22 protein-coding genes (1 of these 22 running past the window's edge) are annotated in these 20,069 nt (G+C 59.5%); 10 read left to right on the top strand and 12 right to left on the bottom strand.

Going from position 1 to position 20,069, the window contains the following annotated elements; genetic code table 11:
• Window positions 1-122: the end of a cupin domain-containing protein gene (locus tag B5477_RS11810; protein WP_079699876.1), read on the top strand. Its footprint begins 427 nt before the window's first position; 122 of the gene's 549 nt are visible here — the last part of the coding sequence; its start codon lies off the left edge, out of view; the stop codon is at window positions 120-122.
• A gap of 46 nt (window positions 123-168) precedes the next feature.
• On the opposite strand, the gene rlmH is transcribed toward B5477_RS11810, so the two are convergent.
• The 5 genes from rlmH to B5477_RS11785 all read right to left on the bottom strand — a co-directional run bounded on the left by rlmH (window position 169) and on the right by B5477_RS11785 (window position 4,997).
• Window positions 169-651, bottom strand: coding sequence for a 23S rRNA (pseudouridine(1915)-N(3))-methyltransferase RlmH (rlmH, locus tag B5477_RS11805; protein ID WP_079699875.1), 483 nt, complete (start codon window positions 649-651; stop codon window positions 169-171).
• 4 nt (window positions 652-655) lie between these two features.
• Window positions 656-1,441 (bottom strand): MBL fold metallo-hydrolase, encoded by a 786-nt coding sequence (locus B5477_RS11800; protein ID WP_079699874.1) that lies wholly within the window; start codon window positions 1,439-1,441, stop codon window positions 656-658.
• A 155-nt stretch (window positions 1,442-1,596) separates the two neighbouring features.
• Window positions 1,597-2,880, bottom strand: a complete 1,284-nt coding sequence (locus tag B5477_RS11795; RefSeq protein WP_079699873.1) for a UDP-N-acetylglucosamine 1-carboxyvinyltransferase — start codon at window positions 2,878-2,880, stop codon at window positions 1,597-1,599.
• Between the two features lie 100 nt (window positions 2,881-2,980).
• Window positions 2,981-3,910 (bottom strand): magnesium transporter CorA family protein, encoded by a 930-nt coding sequence (locus B5477_RS11790; RefSeq protein WP_079699872.1) that lies wholly within the window; start codon window positions 3,908-3,910, stop codon window positions 2,981-2,983.
• A gap of 511 nt (window positions 3,911-4,421) precedes the next feature.
• The gene (locus B5477_RS11785; RefSeq protein ID WP_079700480.1) at window positions 4,422-4,997 is read right to left on the bottom strand and encodes a nucleoside recognition domain-containing protein; all 576 of its coding nucleotides are present in this window, start codon (window positions 4,995-4,997) and stop codon (window positions 4,422-4,424) included.
• 199 nt (window positions 4,998-5,196) lie between these two features.
• On the opposite strand from B5477_RS11785, the gene B5477_RS11780 reads away from it, so the two are divergent.
• Window positions 5,197-5,442, top strand: a complete 246-nt coding sequence (locus B5477_RS11780) for an AbrB/MazE/SpoVT family DNA-binding domain-containing protein (RefSeq protein ID WP_079699871.1) — start codon at window positions 5,197-5,199, stop codon at window positions 5,440-5,442.
• A gap of 279 nt (window positions 5,443-5,721) precedes the next feature.
• Here the strand turns inward: B5477_RS11780 and B5477_RS11775 are convergent, their stop codons facing one another.
• The 3 genes from B5477_RS11775 to B5477_RS11765 are packed head-to-tail and all read right to left on the bottom strand — an operon-like array spanning window position 5,722 to window position 8,199.
• Window positions 5,722-6,204, bottom strand: a complete 483-nt coding sequence (locus tag B5477_RS11775; protein WP_159449028.1) for a PTS sugar transporter subunit IIA — start codon at window positions 6,202-6,204, stop codon at window positions 5,722-5,724.
• A 40-nt stretch (window positions 6,205-6,244) separates the two neighbouring features.
• On the bottom strand, window positions 6,245-7,912 hold the full coding sequence (gene ptsP / locus B5477_RS11770; RefSeq protein ID WP_079699869.1) for a phosphoenolpyruvate--protein phosphotransferase: 1,668 nt from the start codon (window positions 7,910-7,912) through the stop codon (window positions 6,245-6,247).
• Window positions 7,913-7,938: 26 nt separating this feature from the next.
• Entirely contained in the window at window positions 7,939-8,199 is a 261-nt protein-coding gene (locus B5477_RS11765) for an HPr family phosphocarrier protein (protein ID WP_079699868.1), read from the bottom strand.
• Between the two features lie 514 nt (window positions 8,200-8,713).
• Between B5477_RS11765 and B5477_RS11760 the strand changes: the two genes are divergently transcribed.
• The 7 genes from B5477_RS11760 to B5477_RS11730 all read left to right on the top strand — a co-directional run bounded on the left by B5477_RS11760 (window position 8,714) and on the right by B5477_RS11730 (window position 14,646).
• A complete protein-coding gene (locus tag B5477_RS11760; RefSeq protein WP_079699867.1) occupies window positions 8,714-8,905 on the top strand; it encodes a hypothetical protein in 192 nt (63 codons plus the stop codon).
• Entirely contained in the window at window positions 8,898-10,082 is a 1,185-nt protein-coding gene (gene alr, locus B5477_RS11755) for an alanine racemase (RefSeq protein WP_079699866.1), read from the top strand. The genes B5477_RS11760 and alr overlap by 8 nt, the downstream gene beginning before the upstream one ends.
• A gap of 5 nt (window positions 10,083-10,087) precedes the next feature.
• Window positions 10,088-10,453 carry a fluoride efflux transporter FluC gene (locus B5477_RS11750; protein ID WP_242942193.1) on the top strand — a complete coding sequence of 122 codons (366 nt, stop codon included), beginning with the start codon at window positions 10,088-10,090 and terminating at the stop codon, window positions 10,451-10,453.
• Between the two features lie 228 nt (window positions 10,454-10,681).
• Window positions 10,682-11,116, top strand: a complete 435-nt coding sequence (locus B5477_RS11745) for an ACT domain-containing protein (RefSeq protein WP_079699865.1) — start codon at window positions 10,682-10,684, stop codon at window positions 11,114-11,116.
• Window positions 11,117-11,167: 51 nt separating this feature from the next.
• Window positions 11,168-12,403 (top strand): homoserine dehydrogenase, encoded by a 1,236-nt coding sequence (locus B5477_RS11740; RefSeq protein WP_079699864.1) that lies wholly within the window; start codon window positions 11,168-11,170, stop codon window positions 12,401-12,403.
• 23 nt (window positions 12,404-12,426) lie between these two features.
• Window positions 12,427-13,320 carry a homoserine kinase gene (gene thrB / locus B5477_RS11735; RefSeq protein WP_079699863.1) on the top strand — a complete coding sequence of 298 codons (894 nt, stop codon included), beginning with the start codon at window positions 12,427-12,429 and terminating at the stop codon, window positions 13,318-13,320.
• Between the two features lie 120 nt (window positions 13,321-13,440).
• Window positions 13,441-14,646 (top strand): aspartate kinase, encoded by a 1,206-nt coding sequence (locus B5477_RS11730; RefSeq protein ID WP_079699862.1) that lies wholly within the window; start codon window positions 13,441-13,443, stop codon window positions 14,644-14,646.
• 58 nt (window positions 14,647-14,704) lie between these two features.
• On the opposite strand, the gene B5477_RS11725 is transcribed toward B5477_RS11730, so the two are convergent.
• From B5477_RS11725 to B5477_RS11710, 4 genes are all read right to left on the bottom strand, one after another.
• The gene (locus B5477_RS11725; protein ID WP_079699861.1) at window positions 14,705-17,392 is read right to left on the bottom strand and encodes an Ig-like domain-containing protein; all 2,688 of its coding nucleotides are present in this window, start codon (window positions 17,390-17,392) and stop codon (window positions 14,705-14,707) included.
• The gene (locus B5477_RS11720) at window positions 17,389-17,718 is read right to left on the bottom strand and encodes a hypothetical protein (protein ID WP_079699860.1); all 330 of its coding nucleotides are present in this window, start codon (window positions 17,716-17,718) and stop codon (window positions 17,389-17,391) included. Before B5477_RS11720 ends, B5477_RS11725 begins: the two co-directional genes overlap by 4 nt.
• A 260-nt stretch (window positions 17,719-17,978) precedes the next feature.
• On the bottom strand, window positions 17,979-18,671 hold the full coding sequence (locus B5477_RS11715) for a hypothetical protein (RefSeq protein ID WP_079699859.1): 693 nt from the start codon (window positions 18,669-18,671) through the stop codon (window positions 17,979-17,981).
• A gap of 17 nt (window positions 18,672-18,688) precedes the next feature.
• The gene (locus tag B5477_RS11710; RefSeq protein ID WP_079699858.1) at window positions 18,689-19,432 is read right to left on the bottom strand and encodes a heparan-alpha-glucosaminide N-acetyltransferase; all 744 of its coding nucleotides are present in this window, start codon (window positions 19,430-19,432) and stop codon (window positions 18,689-18,691) included.
• A gap of 250 nt (window positions 19,433-19,682) precedes the next feature.
• On the opposite strand from B5477_RS11710, the gene B5477_RS11705 reads away from it, so the two are divergent.
• Window positions 19,683-20,030 (top strand): hypothetical protein, encoded by a 348-nt coding sequence (locus B5477_RS11705; RefSeq protein WP_079699857.1) that lies wholly within the window; start codon window positions 19,683-19,685, stop codon window positions 20,028-20,030.
• The last annotated feature ends 39 nt before the right edge of the window (window positions 20,031-20,069 follow it).

Raw genomic sequence — 20,069 nt, 5'->3', positions numbered from 1 at the left:
GCCACTGGTTCCAGGCCGGGGACGAGGGCGCGATTATCTCCGAGTTCAGCACCCAGTCCCGGGACGACTATGACATCTTTACCGACCCCAATATCCGCCGACTTCCGACCTTGGAGGATTAAATGTTGCAAAAAAGGCGCACATTCTGTAGAATGTGCGCCTTTTATACTATTTGTGATATTTTGAGTGGTTAAGAATCGAGAAGGCGCGGTACAGTTGTTCGAGCAGCAGCAGCCTTGCCAGCTGGTGCGGGAAGGTCATCCGGGACATGGAGAGGCGCAGTGCGCAGCGCTCCTTTACCCGCCCAGACAACCCCCAGGAACCGCCGATGATGAAGCAAAGGCTGCTGTTTCCCGCAATCCCCAGTTTTTCGATCTGGGCGGCCAACTCCTCGGAGGAAAGCTGCCTGCCCTCGATGCACAGCGCGACGGCCGTGCTGCCAGTGGGAATTTTCGCCAGGATCATGTCTCCCTCCCGTTCGATCCCGTTTTGAATCTCTGCCGCGGAGGGATTGTCCGGCAGACGATGCTCGGGCAGTTCCACCAGGTTCAGCTTGCAGAATGCGCCGAGCCTTTTTTCATATTCCCGGCAGCCGTCGGTGAGGTAGCGTTCTTTTAATTTTCCGACGGCCAGGACGGTGACGTTCATCATCCGCCTATACCGCGATGACCGGCGAGCAGGCAAATTTCGGCGCGACCTCCAGCGTGATCTCGTCCGGCTGTAAGTCCTCCTGCTGCAGGGTGTCGTATGTAGTGCGCCAGGCCAGCTCCTCAAAGTTGTTCTGCTTGCTGGTGTGCGCCAGGATCAGCCGCCGTACCCCCTGGCGGACCAGGCGCAGCACCGCACCGGCGCAGTCGTCGTTCGAGAGGTGGCCGGTGTCGCTCTTGATCCGGCGGATCAGCGGGTAGGGATAACCCGAAACCTCCAGCATATTGCGGTCGTAATTGGACTCCAGCACCACGATGTCACTGCCGCAGAGGCTGTCGAACACCACGTCGGTGAACCGTCCGAGGTCGGTCGCCACCCCGACCTTCCTGCCGTCCGGCAGGGAAAAGGTATACCCGCAGGGATCGGCGCAGTCGTGCAGGGTGGGGAAGACGGCGAAGGAGATGTCCCCGATGACGCCGCCCTCCTCCACCGGGATCAGGTCGGCGTTTGGCGGGACCAGGTCGTGGTCGGCCAGATACTGCAGAGTCCCGGGCCGCGAGTAGACCGGCACCGGGCAGCGCTTGAGCAAAACCTTGAGCGCCGAGATGTGGTCGGTGTGCTCATGGGTGAGCAAGATTCCGTTCAGGCTCTGCGGATCAATCCCATGGCCCAGCAGCGCCTCGGAAATTTTCTTGCAATTCCCGCCCGCATCGATGAGCAGGGTGGTGGCGCCGCTCGAAAGACAGGCACAGTTCCCGGCGCTGGAGCTAAAGAGGGTAAACAGCTGGGTCATGGCTCCTCCTTTCAAAAAAGGAAAAATGTGCGCTCCTCATTGAACCGCACAAATGATAAACCCATGTTTCTTTGGGAGGGGCACATGCCCCTTGACTATGTAGGGATTCCCCGTTCGGGGAATAAATATCCGGTCGCAAACGAATACTAGGGATGCTACAGGGCCTTGGCCATCTCCGAATCCGGGAGGATCACCTTTTTGATGTTGGCGCCCAACCCCTGCAGTTTTTCGCAGATGTTTTCATATCCGCGTTCGATGTGGTGGATGTCCTCGATCTCGCTGGTGCCGTGGGCGACCAGGGCGGCGATCAGCAGCGCCGCGCCGGCGCGCAGGTCGGTTGCCTTGACCGGCGCCGCCTTGAGCTCGGGAACTCCTTCGATCACCGCCACCTTGCCGTCCACCTGGATGTTGGCCCCCATGCGGCAGAGCTCGTCCGCGTACCGGAAGCGGTTGTCCCAAACGCCTTCGGTCACGATGCTCGTACCATCGGCCAGGGTGAGCAGCGCGGTGATCTGCGGCTGCATATCGGTCGGGAAGCCGGGGTGGGGCAGGGTTTTGATGTTGACCTTGCAGACCGGGCCGGTGCGGGTGACGTGCACATAGTCGTCGTACTCGTCCACCTGCGCGCCCGCCTTGACCAGCTTCTGGGTGATCGATTCAAGATGCTTGGGGATCACGCCCCGCACATAGACGTCCCCGCCGGTCGCGGCCGCGGCCACCATATAGGTGCCCGCCTCGATCTGATCGGGGATGATGGAATAGTTGGTCCCGTGCAGGAGGTCCACGCCGTGGATTTTGATCACGTCGGTACCGGCGCCGCGGATATCCGCGCCCATCGAGTTTAAGAAGTTGGCCAGGTCCACGATGTGCGGCTCCTTGGCCACGTTCTCCAGGATGGTCAGGCCCTTGGCCTTGACCGAGGCGAGCATCAGATTGATGGTCGCGCCGACCGAGACCACGTCGAAATAGATGTGCGCGCCGAGCATGGTGTCGCACTTTGCGTTGACCATGCCGTGGTCGATCGAAACGTCCACGCCCAGGGCCTCGAAGCCCTTGATGTGCTGGTCGATCGGCCGGGCGCCCAAATCGCACCCGCCGGGCATCGAAACACTGGCGAGGTTGTAGCGTCCGAGCAGGGCGCCCAGAAAATAATAGGAAGCGCGCATCAGCCGCGCGAGTTCGTAGGGGACGATCGGGTCGTTGATGTGGGAGGTGTCGATCATCACGGTGGACTTGTTCACCATTTTGACCGTCGCTCCCAGCTCCCGAAGGATCTTGAAGAGGATGGTGACGTCGCTGATATTCGGAATATTTTCGATCACGCAGCGGCCGCCGGCGAGAATGGTGGCCGGAATGATCGCAACAGCGGCATTTTTCGCGCCGCTGATGGTGACATCGCCCCGGAGCGGGATTCCGCCTGAAATCACAAACTTTTCCAACGCGGTACTCTCCTTAAATTTATCATAAAATCATCCGCGCGCGCCACCAGGGCACGGCAACGGCCGCGAAGCGCGAACGGCTTCGCGGGACGGGAAATTCTCATTTAAACATGCCCTTGATCCAGAGGATCAGGGCCGCCAAGAGGGTAAGGCCGGCGGCGAGCGCAATCGGGAACCAGAAATTGACGCTCGGGAGGTTGTGCACGTTCATCCCCCAGATGCCGGAGATCATGGTGGGAATCGCCATCAGGACCGTCAGAGAGGTGAGGATCTTCATGACGATGTTCAGGTTGTTGTTGATGATCGAGGAGAAAGCGTCCATGGTGTTCGAGAGGATGTTGGTGTAGATCCCGCACATCTCGACCGCCTGGCGGATCTCGATAAGCACATCCTCGAGCAGCTCCTCGTCGTCCTCGTAGAGCTTGATGATCCGTCCGCGGTGTATCTTCTCAAGCGTCACCTCGTTGGACTTTAAAGAGGTGGAGAAGTAAACCAGGGACTTTTCGAGCCCGAGCAGCTGGATGAGCTCCTTGTTGCGCATGGTCTTGTGCAACTGTTTTTCCGAGTAGTCGCTGATCTTGTCGATCTGCTTTAAGTATTGCAAAAACCGGGTCGCGATCCGCAGCAGCAGGACCAGCAGAAACTGTGTTTTCATCTGGGTCCGCACGTTTTTGACAAGGCCGCGGGACAGCTCGGATACGACGGAATTTTCGCTCAGGCACACCGTTATTATATTCTTCTCAGTAATGATTATACCCATCGGGACGGTGGAATAAATGATCGTTTTTTCTTCCTCTTTTTGCGCGATCGGAAGGTCCACGATGATCAATGTCTGATCCTCCTCGCGCTCGATGCGCGAGGCCTCTTCCTCGTCCAGCGCGGCGCGCACAAAGCCCGCATCCACGCCCAGGCGCCGGGTCAGGTTTTCGATCTCCGGCTCGCTGGGGGCGATGGCACAAATCCAGCACCCTTCCTCCGGGGCCGAAAGGGCGGTCACCTTGTTGTCAACTGTTTTGTAATAGCTGAGCACTGTAAACCACCCGCCCGATCCAAGAGTAAACCAAAAATAAACGGCCTGTCCAATTTACGCGCAGATGGGAAATCCCCTTGCTTTTCTCATGACACGACCGTACCTCTTATTATAGCACAAGAACATTAGTTTACAATCCCAATTCAGGGAGGAAATTCCGCCAATTTACCCTAAAAACCCGCAGCGCGCCGCGCGGGTTTGCGGGGCTGCGGTCAATATTTGGACAATTTGTGTACGAATTTCCATCGGATGGATAAAACTTCTAAAATATGGAACAGTGTTTGTGCCTGTTCCCGGGAACGGAATTTATGTTTCCGATTAAACCCGCATAACCATCGGATTGATTCGCGATTTAAAGCGTGCGATATTGTTAAAGATTCGACAAAAACGCCGAAATAATATCCATTAATTACCAACAATTTGCAATAAAATCCAAATTTTTCACATTTTCCTATTGACAATGGAAGTAATATCCTGTAAACTAAAACCAGATGATGAAAGCGGTCGTTTCCTAACGAAAAAGCGGTTTCAACGCTGTCACCATCAGTACTCCGCTGAGGACTGAGCAAAGCGAGGCGACCCAGACGGCGGGCAGGATTTCCATCGGGGCGGCGGAGCCGGCGGCGAGCCGGAGCATGGCCGTGGTGGTGGGAATGATCTGCAGGGATGCGGTGTTGAGCACGACGAACATCACCATGCTGTCGCTGGCGCGGGAGGCCTTGGGGTTATAGCCCTCCAGCTCCCGCATGGCGGCGATCCCGAGCGGAGTCACCGCGTTGCCCAGGCCTAAAAGGCTTGCCGTCATGTTCATGCTGATGAGCTCGAAGGCGCGGCTGCCGGGCGGCACGTCGCGAAAGAGCGGGCGCAGGATGGGGGACATCCACTTGGCGATCCGGTCGGTGAGGCCGGAGCGTTGGGCAACCTTCATCAGGCCGCTCCACAGGCACATCCCCCCGCACAGCTTGATGACCAGTTCGACGGCGCCCACACTTTCATTCAGCGCAGCCTCGGATACTGCGGACAATTGGCCGTTCAGGAGTCCAAAGAGCAGCGAGAGTGCGATCATTCCCGCAAAAAGAACATTCATCATGACAAACACCTACCCAAGAATACAGTCTCCCGTCCCGAATGGGACGGCAGCGCTTCCGTATAGTATACGATTTATGACCCGGGCTTATGTTTGTTTGCCCCTTCCCTGGGGGCGGGGTAGAAGCGGTACGTTAGGCTGTGTGCCTTGGACTAGGAAAAACACTCAGAGACCCGCTTTAGAAAGGAATGCATGTAAAATGAAATCCACCGGAATTGTGAGAAAAGTAGACGAGCTTGGCCGCGTCGTGCTCCCGATCGAGCTGCGCAGAACGCTGGACATCAATGAGAAGGATTCGCTGGAAATCTTCGTGGACGGCAGCCAGATCATGCTCAAGAAGTACGAGCCGGCGTGCATCTTCTGCCAGGCCAGCACCGACATCGTCACCTATAACGGCAAAAATATCTGCAAAAAGTGCTTGGGCGAGCTGTCCGAGCTGGTGTGATGTTTTATTGCTTCGCGCACGCGAAGCAATAAAAATGCCCATGACCGTGGGCCGGCCATGAGATAAACCCCTGTTTTTTACTGCGACGAGCGGTAAACTGATAAATCCCCCTTTTACTTTTACTGCCTCATGCCCTGTTTGGGTGTGAGGAGTTTTATTTTCGCCAAACGGAAGGGCCCGCCACGTCGGCGGGCCCTTCCCCTGTTTATTTGCTGCCGGGCGCAAGCGAAGCAAATGGACATGCCAGCCCCGCCGCGAAAGCCAACGGCTTCCGCCCGGCTATTTCATTTTATAGCGCAAAACCGTCGTCTCCCCGGCGACGGCCTCGCCGACCAGCGGCTGTAGAGAGGCGACCCGGTCGGGATTGGTGATGATGAAGGGGGAGGTGGTGTCGAACCCCTTCCCGCGTAAGAACGCGAGGTCCATTTCGAGCAGCCTCTCGCCCTTCTTTACCTTCTGCCCCTCCTTGACCAGGCACCGGAAGCCCTCGCCGCCCAGCTTCACCGTGTCGATCCCCAGGTGGATCAGCAGCTCGAGCCCGTCCGCCGTTTCGATCCCCACGGCGTGCAGGGTCTCGGCCACCTGGATCACGGTCCCGTCCGCCGGCGCGAGCAGCGCGCCGTCCGAGGGGACGATCCCGACCCCGTCGCCGAGCACCTTTTGGGCAAAGACCGGGTCGGGTACCTCGTCAATCGGGATTACCCGCCCGCTCAAGGGAGCGGCCAGTGCGGGGGGTTGCTTGCCTTTTAGAAATGAAAACATGACGCCTCGCTTCCTTCCTGCTGTTAGGGTTCCCCGGTTTTCAGACGGTATACAGGTTGAGCATGCTGTCGTCCACCTCACGGGAATCGGTGTGCAGCACCTTGTTGCGCACCTCGAGCACCGAGGCGGGCGAGACCGAGAGCTCATCCACCCCCAGCTTGAGATAGAGGCCGGTCAGCTCGAGGTCGCCCGCGCTCTCCCCGCAGATTCCCGCCCAGATCCCGGCCTTGTGCGCGTTGCGCACCGTCAGTGCGATCATGCGCAGCACCGACAGGTTGCGCGGGTCGTACAGCTCGCTGAGGCTTGCGTTCATCCGGTCGCACGCCAGGGTATACTGGGTCAGGTCGTTGGTGCCAATGCTGAAGAAATCGACCTCGCGCGCGAGCAGGTCGGTCGCCATCACGGCGGCCGGGGTTTCGATCATGATCCCGTATTCGATCTCTTTGGAGTAAGGGATATGTTCCTCGTCGAGCTGGCACTTGACCAGCGCGACCACCTTTTTGATCTCCAGCACTTCCTTTAGGGAGGTGATCATCGGGAACATGATGGCCAGCTTTCCAAAGACCGAGGCGCGGTGCAGCGCCCGCAGCTGGGTGATGAAGATGTCCGGCTGGCGCAGGCAGATGCGGATCGCCCGGTAGCCCATCGCGGGGTTGTCCTCGTGCGGCAGCTCAAAGTAGGGCGCGTGCTTGTCGGCCCCCAGGTCCAGCGTGCGCACGATCACCCGCTTGCCCGCCATCTTTTGCAGGATGTCCCGGTAGCTCTCGAACTGGAAATCCTCGCTCGGAAAGTCCTGCGACTCCATATAAAGGAACTCGCTGCGGAACAATCCGATACCGCCCGCGTCGTTCTCTTCGCACAGCGCGATGTCAGCCGGGTGGCCGATGTTCGCGTTGATTTCGATCTCCTTGCCGTCCAGGCTGACGGCGCGTTTGCCGATCAGGCTGCGCAGTACCCGCTTCTTTTCGAGGTAGAGGTCCCGCTCATTTTTAAAGTGGGCGAGGGTCTTTTCGTCCGGGCCCAGGTAGACGTCGCCATTAAAGCCGTCCACGATGATCTCCTGCCCGGCCTTGAGGGTGTCGAACCCCTCGCGCAGCCCGACCACTGCCGGGATCCCCATAGTGCGCGCCAAAATGGCCGAATGGGAAATCTTGCTGCCCAGCCGGGTGACGAAGGCGAGCACCTTGGAGGTATCCATCTGGATGGTCTCGCTGGGCATGAGGTCCTCGGCCGCCACGATCACCTGTCCCTTGACCCCCTCGAGGGGGTTGCCGTCGCAGCCGCAGAGCACCCGCACCACCCGCGCGGAAACGTCCCGCACGTCGCTCGCGCGCTCGCGCATGTATTCGTCGTCCATACCGGCGAACATCTCGGCGAGCTGGCCGCCGGCCTGCTGCACGGCGTACTCCGCGTTGCAGCTCTCAGAGGTAATGCAGTCCTTGACCCCTTCGAGAAAGTCGAGGTCCTCGAGCATCATCTGGTGGATTTCGAAGACCGCGGCCTCCTTTTCACCCACCGTCTGAAGCGCGCGCTCGTGCAGCTCGCCCAGGGTCGCCACCGCGGTCTGCACCGCGGCCTCGAACCGGGCGATCTCCCCCGGCCCGTCGTTTGTTTGCTTTTTTGAAACCTTTGGATCGCCGGTTTGATAGAGCAATACGCTGCCGATCGAAATTCCCTTCGAGGCGGCAACACCCTTAATCTGTTCCATAGCTTCCTCCGCTGTTGTGTTACATGTTAGAAGTTGGCCTTGAAGAATTCCTCCAGCGCTTCGGCGGCGGCCGCCTCGTCCTCGCCCTCGGCGGTGACCTTGATCGTCTCGCCGCACTTGACGGCCAGACCCATCACCCCGAACAGCCGCTTGAGGTCGGCGCTTTTCCCCCCGACTTTTTCGATCGTCAGCTTGCTTTGGTAGGTGGCCGCCTGCTTGACCAGCAGGCCCGCCGGGCGGGCGTGGAGGCCGAGCTCATCCTTGATGGTATACTCAAATTCTTTCATGGTGGTAGCTTCCTTTCAAAACGTTTTCATCGCTCCTCTATGAGGAGAATATTCTACCCTTTGATTATACCCTAAATCCCACAAGGGTACAATTACTTTTTGTCTAAACTCTGACAGGCATTGCGGCAGAATGATTGTATCCGGCGTGCCTTTTTGGTATAATAGCCACGAAGTGGCTATTATATATTTCTGTAGCCCGCCTACGGCGATGGCCAATTATACCACTTACGCTTTGCGTTCGTGGTATAATAGCCACGAAGCGGCTATTATATATTTCTGTAGCCCGCCTACGGCAATGGCCAATTATACCATTTACGCTTTGCGTTCGCGGTATAATAGCCACGAAGCGGCTATTATATATTTCTGTGGCCCGCCTACGGCGATGGCCAATTATACCACTTACGTTTTGCGTTCGTGGTATAATAGCCACGAAGCGGCTATTATAATATTTATAACCAGTACTTTGCCCGTCCTGTCGATGGACGGGTCATCAAATGATACGAAGGAGCCTGACGTGAAAAAATATTTGGCTTGGATTTTCCTGGCACTGGGGGCCGGCTTGCTGCTGGGCTACCTGCTGCTGCTCTTTCACAGCACCCTTTCCGTGTTGATCACCCTCACCCTGGTGCTTTCGGTGGCGTGCAATGTGATTGCACTGAATCTTTTCATTTCCAAATGGCAGAGAAGGAAGCGAGACAATGACTGATTTTCTTCGGCGCACCTGGGCGCAGATCGACCTCGATGCGCTGCGGCACAATCTGGCCGAGATCCGCGCCCTGCTGCGGGAGGACTGCATGCTCCTCGGCGTGGTCAAGGCGGACGCCTACGGGCACGGGGACCGCTGGTGCGCGCGTGAGATGGAGGAGTGCGGGGTCAACTGGTTCGGGGTCTCCAACCTCGACGAGGCGCTCTCCTTGCGCGAGGGGGGGATTAAGAGCCCCATTCTGATCTTCGGAACCACCCCGCCCGAGCTGGCAGGCCAGCTGGCGAAATACCGCGTCACCCAGACGGTTTTCTCTCCCGAGTACGCCCTCGAGCTGCAGCAAAGCGCCAAGAGCCTGGGGGTGCAGGTGGATGTACATATCAAGATCGACACCGGCATGGGCCGGATCGGGTTCGACGGGTTCGATCCTCTCTGCTGCGCCGATGAGGTCGAGCGGGTCTATGGCTATGAAAGCCTTCGCTGCGAGGGGATCTTCACCCACTTTTCGGCGGCCGACGACCCGGCCTCGGACGGCTATACCCGCGCTCAGTTCGCGCGCTTTCAGGCGGTGTGCGGGGAGCTCGCAAGCCGGGGGATCACCTTCAAAATCCGGCATTGCTGCAACAGCGCCGGTACCCTGCGCTTCCCCGAGATGCATCTCGACATGGTCCGCCCGGGGCTGATCCTCTACGGGCTGTTGCCGGACGGCTGCTGCGCGGGGAAGGCCGACCTGCACCCGGTCATGCAGCTCAAGACCATCGTATCGATGGTCAAGAAGGTCCCCGCCGGGCGGGATATCAGCTACGGGAGGATCTACACCACCGGGGAGGAGACCACGATCGCCACCGTGCCCATCGGCTACGCCGACGGCTACCACCGCGCGCTCTCCTCCAAGGGGACCATGCTGGTGCGCGGTCAGGAGGTGCCGGTGATCGGCCGGGTCTGTATGGACCAGCTGATGCTCGACGTCACCGGGGTCGACGGGGTCTGCGCCGGGGACGAGGTGACCGTCATCGGCCGGGACGGCGCCTGCGCGGTCACGGTCGAGCAGATGGCGCTTTGCGCGGGCAGCACTTTCAATTATGAGATCGTCTGCCTGATCGGCAAGCGGGTGCCAAGGCTCTACCTGCGCGAGGGCAAGGCCTGCGGGGTGGCGCAGTACGTCAAAAGTGCGAGATGAATAAAATGATGACAAAATTGTTGCTCGTCGGCCTTGGGGGCGCGCTGGGCGCCGTCTGCCGGTATCTGATCAGCCTGCTGCCGGTGCGCGGAGAGTTCCCGGTGCTCACCCTGTTGACCAACCTCGGCGGCGCGCTGCTGATCGGCCTGGTGGTGGGAATGAGTGGCAGGCTCTCCCAAAACGGCATGCTCTTCTGGAAGAGCGGGGTCTGCGGCGGGTTCACCACCTTTTCCACCTTCTCGCTCGAGGCGCTGCGCCTCTTTGAAGGCGGAAAAGCGCTGCTCGGTACGGCCTATGCGGTGAGCAGCGTGCTGCTCTGCCTCCTGGGAGTTTTCCTCGGGGAATGCGCGGGCAGAAGGATCGCTCTGTAAGCCAATCAAACGGGCCCCCTGTCTCTTAAGGAGAGACAGGGGGCCTTGCCATACAAACAAATTTTTAAGAAGATGTCGCAATAGAAAGCAATCCGGCGTATCCTAGAGTATGCGAAAGAATTGGCGGAACAAAAGCGAATATTTGGCCATTTTGCCAATTGTAGTTGAAACCGTGGCATGGTAAGATTGTATCCATTGGCAGGACAAACGTTTCTGGGAGGCGGACTTATGAGTGAAACACCGAAATATTTGCTGATTGATTCCACCATCGCGCCCGACATTTTTGTGCGTGTGGTGCGGGCAAAGCAGCTGATCGCGCAGGGGAAGGCGCAGAACTCCTCCCAGGCCGCGCGCATGGCGGGGATTTCCCGCAGCGCCTATTACAAGTACAAGGACTTTGTGCACCGGTTTGACGAACACCTGCAAAACAGCGTGACCACCCTCTACGTCACGCTGGAGGATGAACCGGGGGTGCTCTCCAACCTGCTCACCCAGCTGTATAAGGCGGGGGCGAACATCATCACCGTCAACCAGAACATCCCGGTGGACGGGGTGGCGCCGGTCTCGCTGGCCGTGCGCCTGGACAGCGGGCGGGTATCGGTGGATGAGCTCATCGCCATGATGCAGTCCCTCGACGGCGTGGTCCGCGCGACCAACATCTGACTTATAACTTATAAATTGGACACTCACTACAGGAAACGAGGTCGATTCGATATGAAAAAGATAGCGGTTATGGGGTTTGGGGTCGTCGGCTCGGGGGTCGTCGAGCTCTGCGACAAGAACAAGGAAAGCATTTGCGGCCGCGCCGGGGATGAGATCGTGGTCAAGTACATCCTCGATCTGCGCGACTTTCCAGACAGTCCTTACGCGGACCGGGTCATCCACGACTTCGACACGATTCTAAAGGATCCCGAGGTGGAGATCGTCGCCGAGGTGATGGGCGGGCTCGAGCCCGCGTTTTCCTATTCCAAGGCGCTGCTTTGCGCTGGCAAGAGCGTGGTCACCTCGAACAAGGAGCTCGTCGCCCAGAAGGGGGCCGAGCTGCTCGCCCTGGCGCATGAGCATGGGGTCAACTACCTGTTCGAGGCCAGCGTCGGCGGCGGGATACCGATCATCCGCCCGCTGCACATGTGCCTGGCCGCCAACCAGATCGACGAGATCGCCGGGATTTTGAACGGCACCACCAACTTCATCCTCACCAAGATGATCCGCGAGTCGATGTCCTTCTCGGACGCCTTGGCGCTGGCGCAGAAACTGGGCTACGCAGAAAAGGACCCCACCGCCGACGTCGAGGGGCAGGACGCCTGCCGCAAGATCTGCATCCTGGCCTCCCTCGCCTACGGCAAGCACGTCTACCCGCAGGAGGTGCACACCGAGGGGATCACGAAGGTGACCTTGGAGGACGTGCAGTACGCCGAGGACTGGGGCGGGGTGATCAAGCTGATCGGCCGCGCCAAGCGCCTGGAGAGCGGCAAGCTGATGGTGATGGTCTCCCCGGCGCTGATCTCGCATGAGAGCCAGCTCTCGACGGTGGACGACGTCTTCAACGGCATTTTGGTGCGCGCGGACGCGACCGGGGACGTGGTCTTCTACGGCAAGGGCGCGGGCAAGCTGCCCACCGCCTCGGCGGTGATGGGGGACATCATCGACTGCGCCAAGGCGCAGGGGACCATCGAGTCGCTGCGCTGGACCGATTCGCAGGCTGACACGGTCGGAAACTACGAGGACTACCCGGCTGGCGTCTATGTGCGCTGCCGGGGGGTGCACGCCAAGGAGACGGCGGTCAGCTGCTTCGGCAACATCAGGACCTTGCACCGGGGCGGCGAGCACGACGACGAGTTCGCCTTCGTCACCGAGGAGATGACCGAGCGGCGGATCGCCGCGGCGCGCCGGCAGATGCAAAGCGACGGCGTCGAGGTGCTCTCGTGCATCCGCACGCTGGATTACTGAGTGAAAAGGGGAGCCATAAAGAAATGGTGAAGGTCAAGATACCGGCGACCAGCGCCAACCTCGGTTCGGGGTTTGACGCCCTCGGCCTGGCGCTGACGCTCTATAACTACCTCGAGGTCGAGGAATACGACCGGGTGGAAATCTCCTCGGCGGACGCGGTGAAAATCCCGCAGGACGAGCAGAACCTGGTCTACAAGACGGTGAAGTATCTCTACGACGTCTGCGGGCGCGAGCTGCCCGGGCTGCGGATTTTGCAGACCAACAACATCCCGATGGCCAGGGGGTTGGGCAGCTCGTCGGCGTGCATCGTGGGGGGGCTCTGCGCTGGCAACGAGCTGATGGGCCGCCCGCTGGACGACGAGGCGCTGCTGCGCATGGCGGTAAAGCTCGAGGGGCACCCGGACAACGTGGCCCCAGCGCTGCTGGGGGGACTGGTGACCGCCGCCATCGAGGAGGGGGAGGTCTACCACGTCAAGCAGACCATCAAGGACGATCTGATGTTCGCGGCCTTTATCCCGGACTTCGAGCTGCGCACCTCCAAGGCGCGCAAGGTCATCCCGCTGGAAATTTCGCATAAGGACGCGGTGTATAACCTCTCCCGCGCGGCGCTGATGAGCGTTTCGCTCTACTCGGGGGATTACCAGAACCTGCGGGTCGCCTGCGCGGACAGGCTCCACCAGCCCTACCGGCTGCCGCTGATCAAGGGGGCAAAGGACATCTTCGAAATGTCCTACGAGTTCGGGGCCTACGCCTCGTTCGTCAGCGGCGCGGGGCCGACGGTGATGTCCATTGTGAACACGGATCTTTTCGACTTTGAAAGTTTGTGCAACGCCCGCCTGGGTGAGAGGGGGATGGACGGCTGGCGGCTGCAAATGCTTTCCATCGACAACCGGGGCGCCGCGACCAAGCTTGACTAGCACTGGGCAAAAAACGGTTTGCTTCCGGGCGGCATATAATAGGGAAGCGGATCAATATATCAGGACGGGCCGGCTGTTGCGGCGCAATGGCGGCTTTGAACAGAGTTGGAGGCAAGGAGAATGGGAATAATCGTACAGAAGTTTGGGGGCTCGTCGGTGGCGAACGCCCAAAGAGTCAGAAACGTCGCCTCGATCATCACCGATACATACAAGGCGGGCAACGAGGTGGTGGTGGTGGTTTCCGCCCAGGGCGACACCACCGACGATCTGATCGAAAAGGCGGGGGAAATCAACCCCAAGGCCAGCAAGCGGGAGATGGATATGCTGCTCTCCACCGGGGAGCTGATTTCGGCCTCGCTGGTGGCCATGGCGATCGAGGGTATGGGATTCCCGGTGGTATCCCTGTCGGGCTGGCAGGCGGGCTTTGTGACCGACTCCAACCACGGCAACGCGCGGATTCGCCGGATTGACAAGGAGCGCGTGCAAAACGAGCTTGATAAACATAACATTGTCATCGTGGCGGGCTTCCAGGGCCTGAACCGTTACGACGATATCACCACCTTGGGCCGGGGCGGGTCGGATACCAGCGCGGTTGCGCTGGCGGCGGTGCTCGGTGCGGACCTGTGCCAGATCTACACCGATGTGGACGGGGTCTATACCGCGGACCCGCGCCTTGTAAAAACAGCCAGAAAGCTGGACGAAATCACCTACGACGAGATGCTCGAGCTGGCCTCGCTGGGTGCGCAGGTGCTGCACAACCGTTCGGTGGAGATGGCCAAAAAATACAATGTGAAGCTGGAAGTGCTCTCGAGCCTCGAGAGGAAATCAGGTACCGAAGTTAAGGAGGTCATAAAGGTGGAAAAAATGTTAATCAGGGGCGTTGCCAGGGACAACGACGTGGCGCGCGTTTCGGTCGTCAGCGTGCCGGACGTCCCGGGTATCGCATTCAAGATATTTTCCCTGCTCGCCGCACGCAAAATCAACGTGGACATCATCCTGCAGTCGATCGGACGGCATGGGACCAAGGATATTTCCTTCACCGTTTCCCGCTCGAACAGCGACATCGCGGTGCAGGCGCTCGAGGAGATCAAGGACGTGCTCGGCTGCGAGCAGATCACCTGTGACAAGACGGTTTCCAAGGTGTCGGTCGTCGGCTCGGGAATGGTCGCCAATCCCGGCGTCGCGGCCAAGATGTTCGAGGCGTTGAGCGAAGCGAACATCAACATCCACATGATTTCGACGAGCGAGATCAAAATCTCGGTGCTGATTGACGAGGAGGATTCCTTAAAGGCCCTCAACGCCGTGCACGACGCGTTCCAGGTATAAGAACTTCTAAGAGAGAATAAGAAGCCCCGGCCTGTTTACAGGCCGGGGCTTTGTGGTATTATTGCGTAAAGTGACGGAGCATGGGATAGTTGCCGTTCGCGGGCATGTACCAGACGGTGGAGAAGTCCCAGCCGGAGAAGCTGGCGGAATTTTTGAAGGCTGCGGCGGCGAGCGGCGTGGCGCCCGTATTGGTGAGGGGGTTGCCGCCGCCGTAGGAGGCGGTGGAGTTGAGGAAGTAGTTGCCGGAAAGGGCAGGAGAGCCGCTGAAGGTTTGAGCTGCTATACCACCTAGCGCGCCACCGTTGGCGGTTAGCCGATTGGAATAGGAGAAGCAATTTTTGATTGCTCCGTTCTCCTGCATCCAGCTTGTAATGCCACCCACACTCGTTCCTGTAATTGTATTGTCGTCAGCGTAGCAATTTTCTACCCGGCTATTTCCATAGATGGCAGCGACGATGCTTGCTCCAGAATAATGGCAGGTTAGTGTGGAATTGAGAACCCGGCACCCCGAGACAACGGCGCCATTCATCAAATAGTTGACGACTGCGCTTGTGTCACTGGTGTTTACGTTGGAAACGTTTATGGTGAAATTTTGGGCGGATAAATTTTTTACTCCTGCCCCCGAACCGCTGACACAACCGAATAATGAACCGCGTAGGAAGCCACCGTTGATTTTACAACCTGTTATTATTTTTCCGTTTCCATCGTAAAGTCCTGTAAAGGGAGCGTCGATGGTGCCGGAAACAAAATTCCCGATCGGGGTCCACTGCCCGTAGGAGGACAGGTCGATGTTGGCGGACTGCCGGAAATGTCCTGCCAAATGGCTGTTGACGTGTTGCAGCTGTCCCGCGCTGGCCACGATCCAAGGCTTCCCCGAAGTTCCCGCCCCGGAGCCGTAGCCGCCGGCTGAGAGGGCATGCTCACACCCATTAACAGTGACCGTCCCGGTCCCCGACACGCCCGAGCCGTCGGCGGCGCTGGCGCGTACAGTGATGGTGCCGTTTCCGCCGACCCCGCCGGTGACCAGGCCGGCAGCACTGATGGAAGCCACATTCCCCGAGGCCAGCGACCAGGTAATATTCCGGTTGAGGGCGTTCGCGGGGCTCACGGTGGCGCTCATCTGCACCGTACCGCCCTTGTCCACCGACTTTTGGGCAATGGTGATGCCTGTGACCTTCTGGTCGGTCACGGTAACGGTGTAGGGTGCGCTGGTTATTCCGTCCACAGTGGCGGTGAAGGTGGCACTGCCCGCCGCGGTCGCGGTCACCAGCCCGGAGGTGCTGATGTTGATATCGGCGCTGCCGCCGGTCTTCGCCCAGGTCACCGCCGGGAAAGTGACGTTGGGGGGATCGGTGGTGGCAGAAAGCTGGGAGGTGGGACTGAGGTTGTCGCTGGTGCGCACCAGGTTGTTGTTCCCGCTGACTGTCACCGAGGTGACAGCGATCCTGTCCTTGACCGTGACGGCACAGTTGGCGCTCCTGCCGCCCACCGTCGCGGTGACGGTCGTGCTCCCCGGCGCGACCGCTGTCACCAGCCCGGTCTGGTTGACCGTCGCGGCGGCCGGGTTGCTGCTGCTCCAGACCGTGGCGGCGTTGGGCGTTACCGTCGCGGTCAGCTGGACCGTCTGCGGCGGCCCCGGGATGTAGAGGGTGTAGCCGGTTGGATTCATGGTGAGGCTGTTAATCGTCACCACCGTGACGGTACAGCTCGCCTTGTATTGCGCTGTGTCCGGCGCCCCCTTGATGTGGGCGGTGATCGTCGTGCTGCCCGCCGTCTTGCCGCTGGCGTCGATGGTGGCGCTGCGCCCGTCCGCCGCGACTGTCATCGCGGTAGCGCCGGGATTGCTGTTCGTCCATTCCAGCTCGTCGCTGGATACCCCGCCCGTCAGGGCGGCGGTGAGGGTGAGCTGCGTCTCGGCCGCTGTGCCGCCGGTGAAGAGGGTATAGGCGGTGTGGCTCAGCGACACCCCCGTCACCGCCGAGACGTTGACCGTGCAGGTGGCCTTCACCTTGCCGCCGTAGACGCTGGCGGTGACGGTCGCCGTCCCGCCGGTATGGGCGGTGACGAGCCCGGTCGCGTCCACCGACGCGACGGACGGGTTGCTGCTCGTCCAGAGGACCTGTTCGGCGTAGCCGTTCGCCTTCATGTAGGGGTGGCCGGTCGGGCCGGTACTGCTTGTGCTGCCATTCTTGCTGGCGGTCAGTTGCACGCTCTGCCGCCCCTGGGCGTTGTTCGTCTGCAGGTAGAGGGTTTTCCCGGTCGCGTCGGTATCCCCGCTCCTGATCGTCAGGCTCTTGATCGCGTTGTAGGTCATCACCGTTTCCTTCACCCCGGCCTCGTGGAAGCCGGGGACGCTGCTTTGGGAGGTCACGGTGATGGTGAAGTCGGTGTCCTCCTGGGGCGGGGAAGCAAACGGGATTTTATAGTCCCAGCCCGCCCCCTGCCGCACGCCATAGAGGGCCGCGCCGCTGCCCGCCGGGGCGGCGGCGACGGTGAAGCCGGTGATCAGGTCCGGATTGTTATTGCCCAGCTTGACGGTGATCGCTTCCGTCTCTGCCCCGGCGGAGAACAGCGCCGCCCGGGCCGTTCTCCCCCCGGGAACCGGGGAGGGCTCGTATTCTATTTCCGCCCCGCCGGAGACTCCCCCCGACTCTCCGACGGTGGCGGCCAAGGCTGGGCTTGCTAAGCTCAGCGAAAAGAGGATGGCAAAGATGGCGGCGGCGCCCCGGCGCGAAGGAATCCTCACGCGGGTTCACCTGCCTCGCGGCCCTGGGTGATTTCGCCGATGACGAAATCGTCAAGCGGCTCCTTCTCACTCTCACCCACGCTTATCCCCCCTCGGAGAGTTAGGGGGTCCATGGGGGGATGATTCCCCCCATGAGGTGGGTCGCCGGCGTCAGCCGGCAATTGCATTTCCGCAGAAATGCTGCCCACCATAAATTCAGCCCCGGTGATGATCCCCTCCCGGAGCAGCCCGGCGTAATGCTCCCGCGCCCCGCTGTCCCCCAGCGTGAAGCCGCCCAATACGGCAAGCGCCAAAACGGCGGTGCAAACGATAACGATCCTTTTCATGATATGGCCCCCTCAATCAAAATAAATTGACCTACAGCATAGGTTGCTCTCGGTCATTTGGCTGAGGGGAAAGAGCAAAAATTAAGGTTTTGGCTTGAAATCCGTTCCAGAACAGGATATAATTAGGATAAATTCGGAGGGGACCGGCAAGGTTTTCGCGTTTCCTTCCAAAAACAGATAAAAAGACGACCGTTAGCAACCTATGCTAACGGTCAAATTCTTATCATACAAGCGCCCCAGCCATGCGGCCGGGGCGTGCTTTATATCCGGGTGCTGAGGCCTTTCGGCTTTTTGATCGGGACCTGCTGATTTACATGGCTGTAATGGATGGTATGCCGGCCGAGCAGCGGGCGCTGGCCGCCGTCCCGCTTATCGCCGTACTGGCTGATTACAATCCGGTGGATGATCCCATCGGCGCTCGCCTGCATGACGATTTCATTGTGTACGCTGCCGCTTTCATTCTCGGCCACCAGGGTGATCCGGTAGCCGTCCCCCGACAGCTCGACCAGGTCCTTGGTCAGGCTCAACCCGTCGAGCACCTCGGGCGGGATGGAAAAATATCCGAGCCGGACCTGGTCGTCGAAATAGCCGAACCGGTCGTAAAACCAGTCCCCCTTGAGCTGGTAATAATACCGGTCGGAGTCGTAGTAATTGGGGGTCGGCCAGCTCCAGAACACCGCGGGGTAACGGTGCTGATAGGTCAGATAGAGCCGCCCGCCCTCGCGGGAGAAGCGGATGTTTTCCTCCTCAGTGTTGACCAGGTCGTATTTGCTGCGCAGCATGGTGCTGCGCTTTTGGATGACCCCGCTCTGCAGCGAAGAGAGAAACTGGTTGTAGATTTCGATGCCGCTTTGCTCAGGCAGGGGAAAGCTGACCTCAAAGCGCAGGTGCGCCTCGAGGTTGTAGAGCAGAAAGACCGCCGTGAGCAGCAGAATGATCCGTTTGATGGCCAATTCCCCCTTTGACCGTGTTATGCGAGAAGGACGTTAAAAATCAGGCTGAGCAAGCCGTAGATGATCGGCTGGTGCAGCACGTAAATCCAGAGGGTGTGCCGCCCGATAAAGCACAGCGGTTCGCTGTGCTGGCGGTAGAAGAAGGAAGGGAACCTGCCTGCCTTGATGGGGATTCCGGCGTAGCTCCCGGCAAAGAAGAGGAACATCCAGGGGACGATAGGGAAGTAGTCGCTGGAATAGAAGGCGGGGGCAGGGAACCCTAGCGGGAACAAAAAGCGCAGCTCATACGGCGCGCTAGGCAGGGGCAGGCCGAGCACCTGTCCCGCCGGAACGCGAAAGAGCAGCAAAAACAGCGCGGCGAAGAGCAGGAACCCCCATAGCGGCGGCAGCCTGTCCAGCGCGCGCCGCAGGAAGGGAAAGAGGATCATCGACAGCCCCAGCAGGTGCAAAATCCCAAAGAGGATGCGCTGCTCGGGGATGATGAGCAGGGTGACCGCCGTCATCGCCATACCGAACAGAAAGACGCTCAGTCCCCGCTGCAGGTTGTTGCGGGAAAAGCGGCAGGCGCACCCGGCGAGGAGAATGAAGGTACCGGCCATCAGGTCCCGCACAAAGTTGAGCCCCCGCGAAAAAAAGAAGGGAAAGTCCAGCCCGAAGATGGCCACCAGGTCGTACCCGGTGTGGTAAAGCACCATCAGCAGGATCGCGACCCCACGAATCTCGTCAAGCAGCCAGACCCGCCCGTTTAAACGCTTGTCCATCTTAGCAGTCCTGTTCTACCGCCGCCGGTTTTTGCAGCGGATAATAAGAAATAATTTCCAATTCGAGTATACCATACTTTTTCTCCCGCCGCAATAAATTCATCCGGTCCGCATTGATTTTATGCGCGCTCCTGTGTTACTATAATAGCAGCGGCGAATTGCCCGATAAAAGTTTGGGCCTAAGGGAATGGGCTTAATCCTTTTTGGCAAAGTTAGTGAAGGAAGAGAAAATGAAAGGGGGCGCCGGACATTGGGAGAGAAAAGAATTCTGCTGATGAAAATTTCTGCGGCGATGCTGGCCGTGTCTCTCACGGCGAAATATGCCGCCGGATATATCATGCGTTCCCTGCACAGGGCCGGGCGGGGGAAGCGGGACCTGTCGGTGGACGTGATCGCCCCGAAGTACGGCCCGGCGCTTGTGGTCTCGACCGAGGAGTTCGAGGACGAGTTCGACCAGATCGTCACCGACGGCTTCCACACCCAGACTTTCCTGCGGGTGACCCGGTTGGAGATCCTGCGGAAAACGGCCATCGCGGTCTCGGCTGCGGCGATGGTGGTCACCTTCCTGCTCTGGCTGTTCGGCCCGGAGGAGGAATGATTTTCCTCGCGCGGTGTTCGTACCCGGGGTATTTTCTCG

The sequence above is a fragment of the Provencibacterium massiliense genome, from assembly GCF_900169495.1.
GTDB classification, from domain to species: domain Bacteria; phylum Bacillota; class Clostridia; order Oscillospirales; family Ruminococcaceae; genus Harryflintia; species Harryflintia acetispora.
Note: the sequence above shows the minus strand (reverse complement) of the source record. Positions and strands in the feature narration are given on the sequence as shown.

What these genes read in the sequence shown, in the direction of transcription:
- rlmH (WP_079699875.1), bottom strand. Translation starts at nt 651, where the DNA reads ATGATGAACGTCACCGTCCTGGCCGTCGGAAAATTAAAAGAACGCTAC.
- B5477_RS11800 (WP_079699874.1), bottom strand. Translation starts at nt 1,441, where the DNA reads ATGACCCAGCTGTTTACCCTCTTTAGCTCCAGCGCCGGGAACTGTGCC.
- B5477_RS11785 (WP_079700480.1), bottom strand. Translation starts at nt 4,997, where the DNA reads ATGAATGTTCTTTTTGCGGGAATGATCGCACTCTCGCTGCTCTTTGGA.
- B5477_RS11780 (WP_079699871.1), top strand. Translation starts at nt 5,197, where the DNA reads ATGAAATCCACCGGAATTGTGAGAAAAGTAGACGAGCTTGGCCGCGTC.
- B5477_RS11775 (WP_159449028.1), bottom strand. Translation starts at nt 6,204, where the DNA reads ATGTTTTCATTTCTAAAAGGCAAGCAACCCCCCGCACTGGCCGCTCCC.
- ptsP (WP_079699869.1), bottom strand. Translation starts at nt 7,912, where the DNA reads ATGGAACAGATTAAGGGTGTTGCCGCCTCGAAGGGAATTTCGATCGGC.
- B5477_RS11765 (WP_079699868.1), bottom strand. Translation starts at nt 8,199, where the DNA reads ATGAAAGAATTTGAGTATACCATCAAGGATGAGCTCGGCCTCCACGCC.
- alr (WP_079699866.1), top strand. Translation starts at nt 8,898, where the DNA reads ATGACTGATTTTCTTCGGCGCACCTGGGCGCAGATCGACCTCGATGCG.
- B5477_RS11750 (WP_242942193.1), top strand. Translation starts at nt 10,088, where the DNA reads ATGATGACAAAATTGTTGCTCGTCGGCCTTGGGGGCGCGCTGGGCGCC.
- B5477_RS11745 (WP_079699865.1), top strand. Translation starts at nt 10,682, where the DNA reads ATGAGTGAAACACCGAAATATTTGCTGATTGATTCCACCATCGCGCCC.
- B5477_RS11740 (WP_079699864.1), top strand. Translation starts at nt 11,168, where the DNA reads ATGAAAAAGATAGCGGTTATGGGGTTTGGGGTCGTCGGCTCGGGGGTC.
- thrB (WP_079699863.1), top strand. Translation starts at nt 12,427, where the DNA reads ATGGTGAAGGTCAAGATACCGGCGACCAGCGCCAACCTCGGTTCGGGG.
- B5477_RS11730 (WP_079699862.1), top strand. Translation starts at nt 13,441, where the DNA reads ATGGGAATAATCGTACAGAAGTTTGGGGGCTCGTCGGTGGCGAACGCC.
- B5477_RS11720 (WP_079699860.1), bottom strand. Translation starts at nt 17,718, where the DNA reads ATGAAAAGGATCGTTATCGTTTGCACCGCCGTTTTGGCGCTTGCCGTA.
- B5477_RS11710 (WP_079699858.1), bottom strand. Translation starts at nt 19,432, where the DNA reads ATGGACAAGCGTTTAAACGGGCGGGTCTGGCTGCTTGACGAGATTCGT.